The sequence below is a fragment of the Evansella clarkii genome, from assembly GCF_002019695.1.
GTDB lineage: Bacteria > Bacillota > Bacilli > Bacillales > Salisediminibacteriaceae > Evansella > Evansella clarkii.
Map to the genome: position 1 here is coordinate 1,588,361 of NZ_KV917376.1, position 15,302 is coordinate 1,603,662.

16 protein-coding genes and 1 pseudogene are annotated in these 15,302 nt (G+C 44.1%); 11 read left to right on the forward strand and 6 right to left on the reverse strand.

What is annotated here, in order from left to right; all coding sequences use genetic code 11:
• Position 1 precedes the first annotated feature (1 nt).
• From BK582_RS07345 to BK582_RS07355, 3 genes are all read left to right on the forward strand, one after another.
• On the forward strand, positions 2-958 hold the full coding sequence (locus BK582_RS07345) for a sugar kinase (protein ID WP_078593838.1): 957 nt from the start codon (positions 2-4) through the stop codon (positions 956-958).
• A 19-nt stretch (positions 959-977) separates the two neighbouring features.
• The gene (locus BK582_RS07350) at positions 978-1,625 is read left to right on the forward strand and encodes a bifunctional 4-hydroxy-2-oxoglutarate aldolase/2-dehydro-3-deoxy-phosphogluconate aldolase (RefSeq protein ID WP_078593840.1); all 648 of its coding nucleotides are present in this window, start codon (positions 978-980) and stop codon (positions 1,623-1,625) included.
• 177 nt (positions 1,626-1,802) lie between these two features.
• Entirely contained in the window at positions 1,803-2,561 is a 759-nt protein-coding gene (locus BK582_RS07355; RefSeq protein WP_078593842.1) for an SDR family NAD(P)-dependent oxidoreductase, read from the forward strand.
• A gap of 135 nt (positions 2,562-2,696) precedes the next feature.
• On the opposite strand, the gene BK582_RS07360 is transcribed toward BK582_RS07355, so the two are convergent.
• The 4 genes from BK582_RS07360 to BK582_RS07375 form a co-directional block, all read right to left on the reverse strand.
• Positions 2,697-3,953: an NAD(P)/FAD-dependent oxidoreductase gene (locus BK582_RS07360; protein WP_078593844.1), complete on the reverse strand. Its 1,257-nt coding sequence runs from the start codon at positions 3,951-3,953 to the stop codon at positions 2,697-2,699.
• Positions 3,946-4,284 carry a (2Fe-2S)-binding protein gene (locus BK582_RS07365; RefSeq protein ID WP_078593846.1) on the reverse strand — a complete coding sequence of 113 codons (339 nt, stop codon included), beginning with the start codon at positions 4,282-4,284 and terminating at the stop codon, positions 3,946-3,948. The genes BK582_RS07360 and BK582_RS07365 overlap by 8 nt, the downstream gene beginning before the upstream one ends.
• Complete coding sequence (locus BK582_RS07370) at positions 4,281-4,535, reverse strand: (2Fe-2S)-binding protein (RefSeq protein WP_177344658.1); 255 nt, start codon at positions 4,533-4,535, stop codon at positions 4,281-4,283. Before BK582_RS07370 ends, BK582_RS07365 begins: the two co-directional genes overlap by 4 nt.
• Positions 4,536-4,621: 86 nt before the next feature.
• Complete coding sequence (locus BK582_RS07375) at positions 4,622-6,268, reverse strand: sigma-54 interaction domain-containing protein (RefSeq protein WP_078597863.1); 1,647 nt, start codon at positions 6,266-6,268, stop codon at positions 4,622-4,624.
• A gap of 190 nt (positions 6,269-6,458) precedes the next feature.
• On the opposite strand from BK582_RS07375, the gene BK582_RS07380 reads away from it, so the two are divergent.
• From BK582_RS07380 to BK582_RS07410, 7 genes and pseudogenes are all read left to right on the forward strand, one after another.
• Positions 6,459-7,667 (forward strand): NAD(P)/FAD-dependent oxidoreductase, encoded by a 1,209-nt coding sequence (locus tag BK582_RS07380; RefSeq protein ID WP_078593850.1) that lies wholly within the window; start codon positions 6,459-6,461, stop codon positions 7,665-7,667.
• Positions 7,664-8,686, forward strand: coding sequence for a proline racemase family protein (locus BK582_RS07385; RefSeq protein WP_078593852.1), 1,023 nt, complete (start codon positions 7,664-7,666; stop codon positions 8,684-8,686). The genes BK582_RS07380 and BK582_RS07385 overlap by 4 nt, the downstream gene beginning before the upstream one ends.
• A gap of 21 nt (positions 8,687-8,707) precedes the next feature.
• Entirely contained in the window at positions 8,708-9,628 is a 921-nt protein-coding gene (locus BK582_RS07390) for a proline racemase family protein (RefSeq protein ID WP_078593854.1), read from the forward strand.
• Between the two features lie 172 nt (positions 9,629-9,800).
• On the forward strand, positions 9,801-11,237 hold the full coding sequence (gene nhaC, locus BK582_RS07395) for a Na+/H+ antiporter NhaC (protein WP_078593856.1): 1,437 nt from the start codon (positions 9,801-9,803) through the stop codon (positions 11,235-11,237).
• 152 nt (positions 11,238-11,389) lie between these two features.
• Positions 11,390-12,283, forward strand: a complete 894-nt coding sequence (gene dapA / locus BK582_RS07400) for a 4-hydroxy-tetrahydrodipicolinate synthase (protein WP_078593858.1) — start codon at positions 11,390-11,392, stop codon at positions 12,281-12,283.
• Between the two features lie 142 nt (positions 12,284-12,425).
• Positions 12,426-12,794 (forward strand): cupin domain-containing protein, encoded by a 369-nt coding sequence (locus tag BK582_RS07405; RefSeq protein WP_078593860.1) that lies wholly within the window; start codon positions 12,426-12,428, stop codon positions 12,792-12,794.
• A 91-nt stretch (positions 12,795-12,885) separates the two neighbouring features.
• Positions 12,886-12,987: pseudogene (locus BK582_RS07410) on the forward strand (proline racemase family protein); the annotation flags it as partial.
• 156 nt (positions 12,988-13,143) lie between these two features.
• Here BK582_RS07410 and BK582_RS07415 read toward each other — a convergent pair.
• Positions 13,144-14,499: an FAD-binding oxidoreductase gene (locus BK582_RS07415; protein ID WP_078593862.1), complete on the reverse strand. Its 1,356-nt coding sequence runs from the start codon at positions 14,497-14,499 to the stop codon at positions 13,144-13,146.
• Positions 14,500-14,581: 82 nt separating this feature from the next.
• Here BK582_RS07415 and BK582_RS07420 point away from each other — a divergent pair, with 82 nt between their 5' ends.
• Positions 14,582-14,809 (forward strand): hypothetical protein, encoded by a 228-nt coding sequence (locus tag BK582_RS07420; RefSeq protein WP_078593864.1) that lies wholly within the window; start codon positions 14,582-14,584, stop codon positions 14,807-14,809.
• 50 nt (positions 14,810-14,859) lie between these two features.
• On the opposite strand, the gene BK582_RS26850 is transcribed toward BK582_RS07420, so the two are convergent.
• On the reverse strand, positions 14,860-15,297 hold the full coding sequence (locus tag BK582_RS26850) for a VanZ family protein (protein WP_078593867.1): 438 nt from the start codon (positions 15,295-15,297) through the stop codon (positions 14,860-14,862).
• Positions 15,298-15,302 lie beyond the last annotated feature (5 nt).

Consider the following 15,302-nt stretch of genomic DNA (forward strand, 5'->3'; position numbering starts at 1 on the left):
CATGAAACCAGAATTAGTAACTTTTGGGGAAACTATGGTGATTTTCGATCCTGTTGAAAAGGGCCCCTTAAGGTATGTAAATCAATTCAATAAGCGATTTGGCGGTGCTGAATCAAATGTAGCAATCGGAGTAAGCCGCCTAGGACATAATGCAGGCTGGATCAGCCAGGTGGGAGATGAAGAACTTGGGTTATACCTCATCAACTCTATCCGTGGGGAAGGGGTGGATACTTCTCAGGTTAAAATGACAGACGAGGCTCCTACAGGATTATATATAAAGGAAAGAGTTAGGGAAGGCTCAAACCAAGTGTATTATTACCGGGCGGGATCTGCTGCAAGCAGAATGTCCAAAGATCAAATTGACTGGGATTATATAAAGGGCGCAAAAATTATTCATATCAGCGGGATTACTCCTTTTTTAAGTGAATCCTGCCATGAATTAACGATGGAGGTTGCTGAATTTGCAAAGGAACATGGTATTTTTGTTTCTTTTGATCCAAATCTCCGTCTGAAGATCATATCGAGTTTTCCAAAACATAAGGAAACTCTTTTGCGTCTTGCAGGTCTCTCTGATCTGTTTATGCCCGGAATAGAGGAAGCTGAGTATCTTTTTGGCACAAACGATCCGGAGACTATTATACAATTGAGCTTAAAAACTGGAGCCGGACAAGTTGTGCTGAAAAAAGGAGAGCATGGTACTTACTATGCCAGCAAAGAGGATAAAGGGTTTGTTAAAAGCCTGAGAGTGGAAAAAGTAGTGGATCCAATAGGAGCTGGCGATGGCTTTGCTGCAGGGGTATTATCGTCTTTACTCGAAGGCAGGTCGCTTAAAGAAGCGGTTGAAAGAGGTTCAGTTGTGGGAGCAATGATTGTAACAGTAGAAGGAGATATTGAGGGGCTGCCTACGGTGAGAGATATAAATGAATTTCTCAGAAAAAAGCAGGATGTTTTAAGATAATTCAGGAGGTGCGGAGTATATGAGCAAGCAAAAGCTAGGATTATTATTATCGTCAGGAATAGTGGCAGTAGTCAGGAAAGTAGAGCCTGAAAAAGTGAATTCGCTTGTGAATTCATTTGTTGAAGGTGGAATTTCAGGAATAGAGATTACCGTTGATTCCGAGGATGCTTTTAATAAAATTCGTGAACTAAAACAGGAATATGGGAACAGTACAGTTATCGGAGCTGGAACTGTAGTAAATAAAGAGCAGGCAAGAGATGCTATAGAAGCGGGAGCTGATTTTATTTTTGCTCCTACCCTGGACAGAGCCACTATTGAATATACGAAAGAGCAGGGGAAAATTATGATTCCCGGGGTATTTACTCCAACAGAAATCTACCAGGCTCATTCCTGGGGCGCTGATGTAGTAAAAGTTTTTCCTGCAAGCGTCCTCGGCCCTAAGTTTATTAAAGACGTTAACGCTCCTTTAGGCTATATACCTAAAATGCCAACAGGTGGTGTAGATCTGAATAATATTAAGCAATTTATCCAGGCTGGATCTGTGGCTGCAGGGATAGGGGGTTCTTTAGTAAATAAACAGTTGATTGCGGAAAATAAGTGGGATCAATTACAACAACTTGCTGAGCAATATGTAGATGCAGTATCTGAAGCGAAAATGAATAAATAATAGTTAAATAAGTTTTACTCCCAAGTGCTAGTTAAATCGCTTGGGAGCTTCCTGTATCATTGGCTACATAAACTTAATAGATAATGTAAAAGAGTTTTGTACGGTTAATAGTAATAATATAGCTATTAAAACTCTATAGAGCAAAAGCTCTCTTAATAGAAAAAGGAGGTTTTTAAAATGTTTTCATATAAAGGAAAGGTTGTTTGGATAACCGGCAGCAGTACAGGCATAGGGAGGGCGATGGCACTTCAGTTTGCGGAACATGGTGCCAAAGTGGCAGTCCATGGAAATAAAAATATCTCTGCAGCTGAAGAAACGTTAAGCGAGGTAAAAAGAAGAGGAGCGGAAGGAATACTAGTTTCTGGAGATGTAACCGACAGAGAGCAAGTGGACCGGATGGTAGAGGAAATCTTTAGTAAGTATCAGCAAATTGATATTTTGGTAAATAATGCTGGCACGATGGTGAAGAGAGCTAAAATAGGAGAGATAGATGTAGAAACGTGGAATAAAATATTTGATATAAACCTTACTTCTGTTTTACATGTCACACAGGCAGTACTCCCAATAATGAAAAGGCAGGAGCAGGGGTGTATTATAAATATGACATCTGTGGCCGCACGAAATGGCGGCGGCGGAGGTGCGGTTGCTTATGCTGCAGCGAAAGGAGCAGTGAGCACACTGACAAGAGGTCTTGCGAAAGAGCTGGTAAACGATAATATCCGGGTAAATGCTATATCGCCGGGAGTAATAACTACACCTTTTCATGATAGATATTCTACTGCCGAACAAAGAAGAGCGATGGCTTCGCAAGTTCCTATGGGAAGGGAAGGAACTGCGGACGAAGTGGCAGGAGCAGCCTTATATCTGGCCTCGGATTATGCCAGCTACATAACAGGAGAAATTATCGAAGTTAATGGCGGGATGTTGATGGATTAGTTAATTTGCACATTTCATCAAACTTAATTTACTTACCTAATTTCCCAAATGAATTTAATAGTTAATGGAAAACAAAGCCCCCGAAAAACAATTGCCTGTTCGGGGGTGTTAAGGTTAATATGACTAATTTAAGATTCAACCTCCTGCTTCGGCCTCAGAAGTAACCTCAGACCCAGTTCCCTCCAGAGCCCGGGCATGTTCTTCCCATTTTTCCTGAATGATCTCTCTGCCTTTTTTTACTTCCGGATGGAACTGGATGGAGGCGTTGTCTCTTGTCTGTTTAATAGATTGGATTGCGAGCTGAATTTCTTTAACCAACCCGTGAATTCCTGAGTTTCTCGCAATAGTAAGCCCTGCAGTGGTTCCCTGGGCAGCAGCAACTTTGGCCCCTTCAATACCGGTAATATTGCCGGCAACGTACAGGCCTTTCAAAGTGGTCTCCATCTGCTCGTTATGTAATGGAACATATCCACCGAGTTCATCAATTAAATAGAACGGGCAGCCTGCGACAGCTGCAAGCTCTGCAAGAGGATATAAGCCTCCGGCAATACAGACAAAATCTGCAGTAATCCTTTCCTCGGTGCCTTTGATGACCTCACCGTCTGACGTTACATTAGCCATTACTACACCCTCTACTTCATTTTCCCCGTATATTTCAATGACAGCTTTTCTGAGCTGTACCGGTATGTCCCACATCTTTACACCATTTTTCGGAAAAAAAGAGACTCCCAGCTTTTTCATAATGTCATTTTGCAAAAATCTGCTTCCGAAACGAACGAGGGGAGAAGGAGCCATATGAGAAACGTGCAGAAGGGAATTGAGAACCTTCCGCGGATCTGCTGACTCTTCTGTCATAGAGTTTTTTCCCGGCAATGAAAGAGATGCGACTTCAACTCCAGCAAGCTTGAGTTCCATGGCGATGGCAGCTGATAATACGTTTATGCCGATGATCACCCCGCGGTTTCCCGGTTTCACCCTGTGCACATTAGTCATTACCTGTGCTGCTCCAACGGACATAACTCCCGGGAGAGTCCATCCCGGTACTGGAACCGGAGCTTCTGCAGCACCGGTTGCGATAAGCAAATGCCTGGTAACAAACGTTTCTTCCTCTGTGTAAACAGACCATATCCCATCCGCTGTAGTTTCGATATTATTTACCGGCGTTTGCAGTTTAATGGTTACACCAGCCTCGGCGGCCCGGTTAAAAAGCTTTGCCGATTCTTCTATACCATTCCACCATGAGCCGTCTGGTTCTTCGTACAGCTGGCCGAGCAGGCGTCCCCCTGGTTTCATATATTCATCGATTACAAGTACATTAAGCCCCTTTTCAGCAGCAACGGCCGCAGCGGATAATCCTGCAGGACCTGCTCCAATAACTATTACATCAGTCATTTTCAGGCCTCCAGTCTCTTACAGGGGAAGGGAGTTTGCCGCTGCTTTCCACAGTCATTCCTTCTTTAACTGGAGTGAGACAAGCACGAACACCTGGTTCCCCGTCCACAGTAACCCGGCATTCAAAGCAATGGCCGATATTGCAGTAAATGCCTCTTGGAGAACCGCTTTCTTCGTGGTATCTTAACGTGCGGATGCCGTTTGCGAGTAATGCTGCAGCTATAGAATCTCCCTCGGCACCCTCATATTCCTGATTATTAAAAGAGAAGGTGACAAAACGAGTTTCCGGAAGTTTTCCAAGGACTGGATGATCTGTTATTCTGCCGCTCATTTTTCTTTCCCTCCTAACCGTCCGAAGCTGATAGGGCGCAGCGGCGGCTGATATTTCAGGGTGATTTCTGTATCCTTTGATATTTCAGGCCCCCGGGCTGCTTTATCAACCATTGGTCTGCAAGTCCTTCCGCCGCAATAGCCCATTCCGGCGCGGGTCCGAAGTTTAAGTTCCCGAGCGGTGCAGTTAAATTCTTCAGCCGTTTTAATTAATTCTCCGTAAGTTACTTCCTCACACCTGCATATAATCATTTCAAAATCTGTCAATGTATTCACCCGCCTCTGATTACTGTCTGCAGTGAATCAATTATGCAAAAATAATGCCAACATAGCTTGATTCAGATTTTTATCCCTAATTTATTGATACGGTTATAGAGGGTCGCTCTTGTGATTTGAAGTTTTTTCGCGCACTCCAGCTTATTTCCATCACATTTTTGGAGCTCCTTTATGATAATTTCCTTTTCCAGTTCATGAACCCGTTCGCTCAGGGGCCTGTTGTCATTTTCTCCTGGTGTAAAGGTATGCCCGTTTGTCTGTTGAGTGAGGTCTGTTTCAAATGGCAGATCTGCGAGGTTGATTTCTCCATCTTCCGAAAACACGACGAGGCGTTCAACTACATTTTTCAGCTCTCTGATGTTTCCTGGCCAGTTATGCAGCAAAAGCCCCTGCATGACGTGCTGTGATATTCCGTGAATCGGGCGATTGTACTTGATGGATAACTCGTGTAAAAAATAATGTGTCAGTTCGATGATGTCTTCCGGGCGTTTTCTCAGGGGAGGAATTTCAATACTTACGACATTTAACCGGTAATAAAGGTCTTCTCTGAATTTACCGGTGTTCACAAGCTCTCTTAAATTACGGTTTGTAGCGGCTATCAGCCGGAAATCTACAGTAATTTCTTTCGTTCCGCCGACTGGATAAAACTTCCTTTCCTGAAGCAGGCGGAGCAGCTTGACCTGCATTTCCAGCGGCATTTCACCAATTTCGTCCAAAAATAAAGTACCGTCCTTTGCCAGTTCGACTTTACCCTTTTTTCCTTTCTGGTCGGCGCCTGAAAACGCTCCTTTTTCATAGCCGAAAATTTCACTTTCAAATAAGCTGGACGGAATCGCACCACAGTTTATCGCGATAAATGGAGAGTTGGCACCTTCCCGCAGCATGTGGGCAGACTTTGCAAAAAGTTCTTTTCCCACGCCGCTTTCTCCGTGAATCAGTATATGAGCATCGGTGGAGGCTGCTTTTTTTATCTTACCGATCACTTGCTTTAAAGCTTTGCTGTTTCCCCGAATATTTAGAAAAGGATTATCAGAAGGGAGAAGCCCTCTCACTTCCTTTTCCAGAGTAAACAGCTTTTGGGAAGCATCGTATAATTCTTTATTTAATTTCAGTTGGCTGGTGATGTCAGTTTCAGAGACAACGGCGCCGATTATTTCCTTATTTAAATAAACAGGATTAGAGTTAATCAATACTACCTGGTTTTCCCGGGCTTTATGCTGACTGTGGTGGAGAGAAGTTCCATAGCTCAGGGTTTTCAGGATCTCCAGGCGGTCAGGAGAGAAGAAGTCTGTGATCGGTTTGCCGATAATCTCTTCTTTTTTCACTGAAAAAATCTGTTCCGCTCCTTTTGTCCAGGCAACTACTTTCTGTTCCCTGTCTATGACTGTACAAGATTCATCGATAGTTTCCAGAATCGTTGATATGTAGGCCTGTAACTGCTGATGGATTTCGTACAGTTTACGAGGGAGCTGCTGCCTGCTAATATAGCCTGCCGGCAGTCCCTTTTTCCCGGTTACCAAAATGTATTCATACGTCTCAAGGAGCTTAAAAACCTTGCTGATCTCTTCATTGACGCTTACTTTACCGCATGGCTCAATGATTAACTTCCCCGTATCATTTGCAAGCTGAACTATGCTTGTTTCCATAAGAAATATCTTTATATTGGTATTTTTTTTGATTTCCGCTTCGACTGCCTGCATGTCCTTCATTACATTAAAATCTGTTTCAGCCAGTTTTTCTAATGATGAAATTAACGGCATCATTTCCCATACCTCCCTGCTAGCTGTGTATAAAAGGGTTTACACTTTAAAAACATTTTTACACACTACTGTCTAATATTCAATATACTTTCCGAAAAATTAGAATTATTTGAATTGGCATGAAGATTGCATTACTAATATGCGAGGAGGACGAAGGGAGGTTTTTGTTTTGAATATAATCAACAGGGATGTAGTTGTTATCGGCGGTGGTATTATCGGCGGGGCGATCGCTTACTACTGCTCCAGGGCAGGCAAGGATGTAACTGTCCTCGAAAAAAAAGACCTGGCAGGCGGGACGTCTTCCAGATGTGACGGAAACATTCTGGCGATAGATAAGGACCCTGGCTTTGACAGCCAGATGTCATTAGTCAGTCAGAAGCTCGTTCATAAACTGAAAGACGAACTGGAGCTTTCTTTTGAATACCGGAACCCCGGAAGCATTCTTGTGTGCGAGAATGACGCTGAAATGGATGCGGCACAGAAATGGGTGGACCAGCAGCAGGAAGCGGGGCTTGATTTCCGGATGCTTGACAGAGCGGACTTGAGAAATGAATCAAAGTATTTCGCAGACGATTTATACGGCGGACTTGAATGTAAAACAGATTCCACAGTGAATCCATATATGCTCACTTTTTCCATGTTTCACAGTGCTGAAAAAAACGGAGCGAAAATACATACAAATACGGAAGTGCGCAGAATTTCCAGGAACGGGCCGCAGTTTGTCATCGAGACAAATAACGGGGTTTTTACCGCAAATAAAGTAATCAATGCTGGCGGGATCTGGGCACCGAAGCTTGGGGAAATGGTCGATATTGATCTTCCTATAAAGCCAAGGAAAGGGCAGTTAATCGTAGCATCGAGACAGAAGCCGGTAGGCCTCAGAAAGGTAATGGAATTTGGTTATTTAATTTCCAAATTCGGCGGGGAGCGTATCGTAGACCCCCTTACTGAAAAATACGGTGTGGCGTTAGTGTTTGAGCCTACGGAAAGCCAGAACTTTTTAATAGGAAGCAGCAGGGAATTCAACGGGTTTGACCTGAAGGTAAATCATGAGGTGACAAAAACGATTGCCAGAAGAGCTGTGAGGTTTTATCCGAAAATCGCCGACATGACAGTGATCAGGACATATGCCGGGCTTCGTCCTTGGACAGAGGATCATCTTCCGGTAATCTCCCATGTGGAGGAAGTGCCTGGTTACTATATTGCAGCAGGGCACGAAGGAGATGGCATCAGCCTTGCCGCTGTTACAGGGAAGGTAATTTCAGAGATGATTACAGATAAAGAAACGTGTATACCTGTGGAACCGTTAAGGCACGACCGTTTCAAAGAGAGGGTGGTGAGCCAGTGAACTTTCAGCGTTTATTTTCAACGATCGATACACATACGGGGGGCAATCCTACGAGGACGTTAATCAGCGGTCTGCCGACATTAAAAGGATCAACGATGTCGGAGAAGATGCTCTATATGAAGAAGCATTACGACTGGATCCGCAAATTTCTGATGAACGAGCCTCGGGGGCATGACGTTATGTCCGGAGTGCTTCTTACCGATCCATGTGATCCGGAGGCTGATATTGGGGTGATTTATATAGAAACTGGCGGCTATTTACCCATGTGCGGTCATGATACGATTGGCTGCTGCACCGCCCTAATAGAAGCAGGCTTGATTGAAGTAAAGGAACCTTACACGTTTGTAAATCTCGACACACCGGCAGGGCTTGTGAAGACGAAAATTAAAGTGGAGAACGGGATAGCGAAGGAGGTCACGTTTGCAAATGTCCCTTCATTTTTGCTGAAGACAGTGGAGGTGGAAGTGGAAGGAGCCGGTACTGTTTCATGCGATATTGCGTACGGCGGTAACTTCTACGGAATCATCGACGCCAGGAAGCTTGGCCTGGAACTAACGACAGATAATGCATCTGTCATTATAGAAAAGGCGATCAATATACGCAATAAGATTAATGCCACGGAAGAAGTGCTCCACCCTGAGTATCCGTTTATTAATGGTTTGACGCATATTGAGTTTTTCACTGACCCGGTGCACCCGGAGGCGGATGCGAAAAATACAGTCGTTGTACCGCCGGGAGGGATTGACCGTTCTCCATGCGGAACAGGTACATCTGCAAAACTGGCAGTCATGTATAACAGGCAGGAGATAGGAGAAGAGGAACCCTTCGTTTACGAAAGTATCGTTGGCACACTTTTTAAAGCGAAGATTCTTGAAGTCAGTAAAGTAAAGAATTTAGAAGCTGTAGTGCCGGAAGTGACAGGGTCCGCCTGGATAATGGGGATGCACCGTTTTTTCTACAACGAAAACGATCCCCTGAGAGAAGGATTTCTGATCATTCCCCCAATGGAAGGGCACTAAGATGGAGGTGAGATGAATTAGATGAAGTTTGAAAAGATGTATTCGACTATTGATACTCATGTGGCAGGAGAGGCATTCCGGATTATTATCCATTCTTCCATTGTTTTAGGGAAGAAGAGCCTCAAGGAAAACGCTGCATTCGTGAAAGAGAGCTACCAGTTTGAAAAGGACCTCCTGTTAAACGAACCGAGAGGGCACCGGGGGATGAACGGCTGTATTGTCCTCCCCTCACAGAAAGCAGATTTCGCCCTGTTGTTCTTAAACCACGATCCGCAGGTAACGTTCCAGTACTGTGGGCTGGCTGCGGCCATAACAGCGCTACTGGAAACAGGCAATATTACTGAAAAAGACAGCGGTGTTTATGATATTGAAACAACAGAAGGTCTATTTACGGTTAAAGCTCCTCTGGATAGCGGGGAAGTTTCTAAAGTCCAGCTGGTAAATAAGAGCTGTGACGTCACAGACAGCGAAGGTGGTTTTATCAAGGGTGTAGCAGATGGTGCGAGACATTACTATATTTATGGGCTGCCTGATTCAGTGCCAGCACTGAAGATGGAACATATTTCATCAATTATCAACTGGGGAAAGCATACAGCTGAACGGCTGCAGAGTAACGGTGAGGCAACACATGGATTTATTTTAAAGGAGGACAGACACTCAGGCGAAAATTCTGTACGTTCAGTGACCTTCGGACGAGATGGCAGTATTATCCGCTCACCGGGAGTGGACAGCACAGTTCTCCTGTACACAGCTCTGATGGAGCAGCTAAAGGACAGAAGTAAATTTACAAACGAAAGTATTTTTGACAGCCGGCTGACTGCCAGCTTTGTTTCCGGGGAGGATAACAAATTTTCCGTAGAATTGAAGGGTTTTGTCACAGGCATACACCAGTTCCTCCTTGATGAGGAAGATCCGTTAAGGAATGGATTCTTACTTAAGTAATGAAAAGGAGGGGATTAAATAATAATTTGAAACGAGAAAAAAACCGCATTGTCTGTATGTTTAAGCAGTGACGAGCTGCCGGCACCAGGATCCTCAATAAAACTTCAAACAGGCACATGATGAAAAACAACAAAGTTTCCGCAGAATGTGATTTAAAAAAGGAGTGAGAAACATGAGTTTGGAAACGACGGAAAAAAGACTGCCTTATCTGTCTGAAGTGTTGTTTGTGTTAATTTCATTTGTCCTGATTATGTTTTTATTTATCGTCCAGTTTGAAATTCCGATTCAGCTGGCTTTGCTGACGACCTGGTTTGTCATTATGCTTGTGGGTCTTCGTATCGGCTACAAGTATAAGGAAATGCAGGATGGAATACTAAAAGGGATATACGATGGTTCGGAAGCTGTGCTTGTACTGATAGCAGTAGGCGCATTGATCGGTACATGGATCGCCGGAGGGATCGTGCCAAGTATTATCTATTACGGTCTGTCTATTATTAACCCGACGATCTTCCTGTTAACAGCATTTATTATTTGTGCGGTTACTTCTTTGGCAACAGGGACATCGTTCGGATCTGCCGGTACAGCAGGTATCGCTATGATAGGAATTGGTGCTAGCTTTGGTCTTCCAATTGCCCTTGTGGCAGGAGCGGTTATATCCGGCTGTTATGTTGGCGATAAGCTGTCACCTCTGTCAGACACAACAGTAATGACTGCTTCCTTGTCGAAGGTTGATTTAATTGAGCATATTAAATCCATGCTTTATGTGAGTGCTCCGGCATTCCTGATTGCTGGAGCGTTGTTTTTAACTACAGGGTTGTTTTTTGTTGATGGCAGCGGATCTGTAGAGCAGGCGCAGCAGACAATGGGCGCCCTTAATGAATACTTTAATATCGGCTGGCACATGCTTATTCCGGCTGTGGTAGTCATTGGACTGCTCGCAATGAGGATGCCTTCGATACCCGTTATCATCTTTGGGGCCCTCCTCGGAGCGGTTTGGGCCTCCTTATTCCAGAATATGAGTTTCCTTGATGCTTTTAACATTTTATACAACGGTATGAGTATTTCTTCAGGTGTGGAATTTATTGATAACTTGTTAAATCGCGGGGGAATCACTTTCATGCTCGATGTGATTGTACTTATCTTGTTCGCCCTTGGTGTTGGCGGGCTGATGGAGAAGACAGGAATCCTGAGAGCTATTTGTGTGCAGATGCTTAACTGGGCGAATGATGCTGGTAAAACTACCCTCACTACTGTTTTAGCAGGTTTCTTCGGAAACTTCTTCGGTGGTGCAGCTTACGTGTCTATCATTACTGCGAGTAAGATTACAGAAGAAAACTACGACAGGCTGAACATTGACCGAAGAGTATTGTCGCGAAATACGGAGGCGGGAGGTACTGTAATGACCCCAATGGTTCCGTGGTCTGACGGGGGGGTCTTTATGGCTGCCACTCTCGGGGTTGCTACTTTGTCATATCTGCCGTTCCTATGGTTTAACATCTTAGTTGTGCTCATCACATTGTTGTATGGGTTTACTAATAGATTTATCTGGTACACCAAGTCAGCTGATGACACCGAAAAGGTAATTCCGGCAGAGAAACTAGTAAACTAGAAAATAATGAAATCGAATACCTGCTGAGCAACAAATATTCTTTTGAAACCATAAAAGCCGGGTGTTTTTTACTTGCTTGGTAGGGATAATAGACTGCAATTCCCGGCTGATTATAAACAATATAATTTTTATTCTTAAGGAGGATTTTGATCATGAAAGAACTTGAAGGAGCGTTTCCAGTACTAATAACACCAATGGATGAAGATGGGGAAGTAAATTACAGCGGACTGAAACAAAATATAGAACACTTTATCGGTGAAGGTGTAGCCGGAATTGTGGTAAATGGCAGTACTGGTGAGTTTGTAAGTTTAACGAAGGAAGAACGTTTTCAAGTAGCCACAGCAGCGGTGGAGCAGGTAAATGGCCGTGTTCCTCTAGTTGTTGGAACAGCCGCGGAGACGACAAAAGACACGGTAGAGTATACAAAACAGGCTGAAGCTGCAGGAGCAGATGCGGCTTTGCTGATTAACTCTTATTACGCCCACCCGAAAGACGAAGAAATCTATGAACATTTTAAAGAAGCAGCACAGTCTGTCAGTATTCCGGTAATGATTTATAATAACCCTTTTACTTCCGGAGTTAATATTGGCACCGAAACAATCTTAAATGTAGCCCGGGATGTGGATAATATCACACATATTAAAGAATCCAGCGGGGACATTGGCAAACTGAGAGATATTACACGGCAGGGAAAAGGGTATCTAAAAACATTCTGCGGATCCGACGACCTTGCTTTGGAATCATTCCTCGTCGGAGCAACAGGCTGGATTTCTGTAGCGGGTAATATTGCACCTAAATTAGTTACTGAACTATATAACGCAGCTAAAGAAGGAAATCTTGATAAAGCATGGGAGCTTTACGACAGAATTCTTCCGTTATGCAGCTTTATTGAAGGCTCTGGGAAGTATGTGCAAATTGTTAAGCGAGCCATGGACCTGCAAGGGCTGGCAGGGGGCCCTTCCCGTAAGCCGCGTCTGCCTTTGAATGAGGAAGAAGAAGCGAAACTCAAAGAAATCCTTGAGCAGCTGGCAACAGTAGGACAGTAGAGTAGAATTAGTGCCTGGCCCTAATAGCGGTATTAGTTATTGCTATAGGGCCAGAAACTGTTTTTTTACGAGTCGCTCTGTTAAAGCCTTTGATTTATCTCTTATTTTGCTGATACATAATCAGAAAAAGGAGTTGATAGAGATGAAGATGTGCATAAATACAGCGGAACGTTATAAGTGGGGAGATAATTATGATTGCTGGCTTTTACACAAATGCAGCGAGCTGAGTGTATGGCATAAAGTACTGCCGCCCCGCAGAGCGGAGGCAAGACATTTCCATAATTATTCCCAGCAGTTTTTCTATATATTATCTGGCTCGGCAGTACTCAAAATTCCCGGGAAAAATATCGAATTGAAGCCTCAGGAAGGGTACTCTGTTCCTCCGCTTGTTCCGCATCAATTGTGTAATGAAACTGACTCATCCCTGGATTATCTTGTCACATCCCAGCCTGACTTTAAAGGCGATATTGTATTTGTGGAGGGGAAAGTATCTTCAGGGATGCATACTTAAGTTCGCAAGGGATTTTTCTCCCAGGCATTTAGAATTCTATCTTCTTTTTGACAAATAATAACAGGAGGGCAATAGCTTGGAAATAACTAATATGTATTCAACGATTGATGCACATACTGCGGGAGAACCATTAAGGATAATCACTGGCGGCCTTCCTGAAATAAAAGGGGAAACTATTCTTCATAAGAGAGCTGTGGAAACAGGTATGGCATCCACAAAAGGGGAGCGCCAGTCACAATTTTAAAAGACACACCTGCAGGGCAAGTTATGGAGGTTTTTATCAGGTTAAGAATGAATGGAGAGGAGAGGAGCCCCCTCCTTCACCCGTAACCAGGTGTAAAATCCCAAGTCAAACAAAAATCTTCCCCGGGTTCAATATCCCCTCAGGATCAAGCATTTTTTTCATGTTTTTCATGATGTCAACGGCTGGGCCGTGTTCAGCTTGCTGGAACTTGATTTTTCCCAATCCTACACCGTGTTCTCCTGTGCATGTGCCACCTGCTTCGATCGCACGTATAGTGAGTGCTTCATTTATGTGCGTGGCTTTTTCTTTCTCCTCTGTTTTTTTAGGATTGAAACTTATAATAGCATGGAAGTTTCCGTCCCCGACATGCCCCAAGAGGCCGCCTTTTAATCCGCTTTCCTTGATTAGGTCACGGGCATAATTAACGAGTTCGGGAAGGTGTGAGATTGGCACGCACACGTCTGTGCCTGTAATGCTCATGCCTTTCACATGTCTGTAAGCATAGGATAATTCGTGGCGGGCTTTCCAAAGCTCGCTCAGGTCTTTTGAATCATCGGAAGCTTCCCAGTTTTTACAGCCGAGGTCATGAATTAAATCTTCCGCAAGCTTTATCTCTTCTTTAACAGCGGCTTTTAAACCAGCAAATTCGAAAAATAGATAATGTGCTCCTGGGTAATTATATCCGCCATAGCTATTTATTTGGTGAATGCTCTGAGCATCGACGAGTTCCATACGCATGACCGGAATGCCGCTGAGTAACACAGCCTGGGCTGCTTTGGCGCAATCTTCCGGCTGGTCAAAAGTACACCGGGCTCCGAGTCTGTATTCCGGCACACCATGGAGGCGAAGCGTAATTTCTGTAATAATTCCTAAAGTTCCTTCCGACCCGGCGAATAAACCAGTTAAACTGTAGCCTGAGGATGATTTTTTAGCACGGGAGCCAGTATGCATTACTGTGCCGTCGGCTAATACGATTTCCAGGTCCAGGAGCTGGTCCCTCATAGAGCCATAGCGCACGGCGGTTGTGCCGCTGGCGTTCGTTGCCGTCATTCCTCCGATTGTTGCATCGGCCCCCGGATCGATGGGAAACATTAGTCCGTGCCGGTTAATCAGCTTGTTGAGCTGCAGGCGGGTGATCCCCGGCTGTACTGTTACAGTCAAATCCTCCGGCGAAAAATCCACTACAGTGTTCATTTTTTCAAAACTAAGAGATATTCCTTTTTTCACAGGGATAGCTTGTCCTTCCAGACCGGATCCTGCACCGAACGGGGTCACTGGGATTTTATATGTACGTGCGATCTCTAAAACTTTTATTATGTCTTCCTTTGATTCAGGAAAGCAGACAACATCAGGCTCAACCGCCATGTGGGGGGACTCATCCTGGCTGTGGCGGAATAAATCAGTTTCATTTTGGCTTACTTTTTCGGTGCCGATTTTTTCAATAAGCTCCTGAATAAACATGAAAACCCTCCTTGATAATTTAGCAGAATAAAACGAGGAAGTGACTTATGAAGTGGAAGCCCTACTAAAATAATTATAACGCATGGGGCGTAATCCTAAAGGGAATCCAGTGAAAATTCTGTTATTAAAAAGTGCTAGCCAGAAAAAACCAAGTCAGCACCGTTTAGATATGTTGGGAGAAATTGAGATATTACGCTTTGAAAAACTAGATTTATATAAAAGGGGAGCAGGAATTGGTGAACAGGGCCTGCTTTTTTATGTGGTGGAACGCTGGAGATTTAGTAAGTTACTAGTTTTGCCGATATATTAATTATCTGCAATATCTTAAAGGAAGGTTTGGACAAAAAGCTGAGGGGAGAGTCATTTAAGCTGTGAATGTTCCTGATTTTCAGGCATTTTTGCTTCCATAAACTTTAAAAAAGCCACTACCCCCATTAAAAGAAGGACAGAGGTAACACTTCCTGCCAGGTTAATGAAGATATCAAGCAGCCTCCCGCTTCGATTTAACAAGAAATACTGATGGATTTCATCAAGGGCGCCGGTGATAGAAGAACTCGCAACTGCAGCAGCTCCTCTCTGCCAGAGGGAAGCCCAGGGAATTAAACAATAGATGACAACAGCCAATAAGCCATAGGCAAAAAAAGTGTGCGGCTTTCCGCAGCAGAAGATCTGCAGGTCCATCGACAAGCGGATATATAGAATAGAAGGAACTCGCCGGTTGGAACAGAAACTGGGGGGAGGATTCACCCTTATAAACAGAGCGCATAACAGTAGCTTCGAGAACACCTCCAGTTTCATAGATT